Raw genomic sequence first — 1,875 nt, 5'->3', positions numbered from 1 at the left:
CACCCGCTACCGCTACGCCATCGACGGCGGCACCCCGGTGCCGGACCCGGCCTCGCGCTGGCAGCCGGACGGCGTGCACGGCGCCAGCGCGGTGCTGGCCACCGACGGCTACGCCTGGCGCCACGGCGACTGGCGCGGCCGGCCCTGGGCCGAGACGGTGTTCTACGAACTGCACGTGGGCACTTGCGGCGGCTACGCCGGGTTGCGCGCGCAGCTGCCGACCCTGGCCGCGCTCGGCGTCACCGCGATCGAACTGATGCCGCTGGCCGAATTCCCCGGCCGCCACAACTGGGGCTACGACGGCGTGCTGCCGTACGCGCCGGCCTCGGCCTACGGCCATCCGGACGAACTCAAGGCACTGATCGACGAGGCCCACGGCCTGGGCCTGAGCGTGTTCCTGGATGTGGTCTACAACCACTTCGGCCCGGACGGCAATTACCTGGGCCAGTACGCCTCGACCTTCTTCCGCGAGGATGCGCCGACGCCCTGGGGCGCGGCGATCGACTTCCGCCTGGCGCCGGTGCAGCGCTACTTCATCGACAACGCGCTGATGTGGCTGCACGAGTACCGCTTCGACGGCCTGCGCCTGGACGCGGTGCACGCGATCGTGCCCAACGCCTTCCTCGACACCCTGCGCGAGGCGATCACGGCCAGCGTGGCCGACGGGCGCCACGTGCACCTGGTGCTGGAGAACGAGGCCAACCAGGCCGACGTGCTGGAGCGCGGCTACAGCGCGCAGTGGGACGACGACTTCCACAACAGCCTGCACGTGCTGCTGACCGACGAGCACGAGGGCTACTACGCCGGCTTCGCCGACGCGCCGGCGCAGCACCTGGCACGCGTGCTCGGCGAAGGCTTCGCCTTCCAGGGCCAGACCGACCATCGCGGGCACGCGCGCGGCGAGCCCAGCGGCCATCTGCCGCCGCACAAGTTCGTGATCTTCGCGCAGAACCACGACCAGATCGGCAACCGCGCCCGAGGCGACCGGCTGATCACCCAGGTGAGCGAACCGGCGCTGCGCGCGGCGCTGGCGCTGACCGCGCTGACCCCGATGATCCCGCTGTTCTTCATGGGCGAGCCGTGGGGCAGCCGCACCCCGTTCCAGTTCTTCACCGATTTCGCACCGCCGCTGGACGAGGCGGTGCGCGAGGGCCGCCGCCGCGAATTCGCGCACTTCGCCGCCTTCGCCGATCCGGAACAGCGCGCCACCATTCCCGATCCCAACGCACCGAGCACCTTCCAGGCCTCCATCGCCGACATCAGCGACGCCACCCACGGCGACGGTGCGCGCTGGCGCGACTGGTTCGCGGCGTTGTTGGCGCTGCGCCGCCAGCACCTGGTGCCGGCGCTCGGCCAGGCCAGCGCGCTGGGGGCGCGGGTGATCGGACCTAAGGCGATCGCCGCGGGCTGGCGCCTGGGCGACGGCGAATGGCACGTGGCGGCCAACTTCGGCGACGCGCCGGTGGCGCTGGACCTGCCCGGCAGCACCGTGCACGCGGAGAACGCCGGCGACGACGCCGCGCAGTTGCCGCCCAACGCCTTCGTCGCGCGCTACCGGCCCGGCAACGCCGCATGAGCACCCGCTGTCGCGACGCCATCGCGACAGCGTCCCCGGCACGCTGGCCACCTCGTTCGCTGCCCACCGCCGCGCACGCGCCGCCGGCGCGTGCGAGCGGGACCGCGGCGGATCCCTCTTTTGCCTTGCTGCCCGGTTCGCCCTGCCCATGACCGACACTTCCCTGCACACCCTGGCCGACGCCGCCGGCCTGCTGGTCGACTGGATCGATGCCAGCGACACGCCGCGCACGGTCGCCGACGACACCCTGCGCCACGTGCTCGGCGCACTGGGCCTGGACGCGCGCGACGCGGCCGCCT

The 1,875-nt window shown here is 72.8% G+C and carries 1 protein-coding gene; it reads left to right on the top strand.

Annotated features, from left to right (window positions below):
- Positions 1-1,576 (top strand): malto-oligosyltrehalose trehalohydrolase (treZ, locus tag D183_RS0112615; RefSeq protein ID WP_017909310.1); only part of this gene is annotated, 1,576 nt, incomplete at its 5' end.
- Between the last annotated feature and the right edge of the window lie 299 nt (positions 1,577-1,875).

Origin of the sequence: Xanthomonas sp. SHU 199 (assembly GCF_000364665.1) — a bacterium.
GTDB lineage: Bacteria > Pseudomonadota > Gammaproteobacteria > Xanthomonadales > Xanthomonadaceae > Xanthomonas_A > Xanthomonas_A sontii.
Note: the sequence above shows the minus strand (reverse complement) of the source record. Positions and strands in the feature narration are given on the sequence as shown.